Source organism: Acetobacter indonesiensis, from assembly GCF_000963945.1.
GTDB lineage: Bacteria > Pseudomonadota > Alphaproteobacteria > Acetobacterales > Acetobacteraceae > Acetobacter > Acetobacter indonesiensis.
Genome location: NZ_BAMW01000034.1, coordinates 1 through 459, shown reverse-complemented (window position 1 = coordinate 459; position 459 = coordinate 1). Strand labels below are relative to the sequence as shown.

Below are 459 nucleotides of genomic sequence, written 5' to 3'. Positions count from 1 at the left end.
TGGTGCTTATCGCGGGAAACGCTGCCGCGCTGGTGTGCCGCATGGCCACTGGAAAACCACGACCTTTACTGGTGGGCTGCGCCCGACAGGCATGACCGCGCCCTTCGTGCATGATGGCCCCATGAACGCCACAATCTTTCAGCTCTATGTCGAACGGGTTCTCACCCCTACACGGAAGCCGGGCGATATCGTCGTGATAGACAATCTTCCAGCGCATAAGTTGCCAGCGCCACAGAAGGCCATCGGACAGGCAGGGGCGGAACCGATGCTCCTCCCGCCATACAGCCCGGACCTCAATCCCATCGAGATGGCCTTCTCAAAATTCAAGGTTTTGCTGCGTGCCAAAGCCGAATGGATTGTCAGGGCTCTGTGGGACACCGTCGGCGCACTACTTCAGGCTTTCACTCCCAGCCAACGCGCCAGTTTCTTTACAGCAGCAGGTTACGAACCAGATTAAAG

At 58.0% G+C, this 459-nt stretch carries 1 protein-coding gene; it reads left to right on the top strand.

What is annotated here, in order from left to right:
- On the top strand, positions 1–457 hold a 457-nt coding region (locus Abin_RS09780; RefSeq protein ID WP_048846420.1), incomplete at its 5' end, for a transposase.
- Positions 458–459 lie beyond the last annotated feature (2 nt).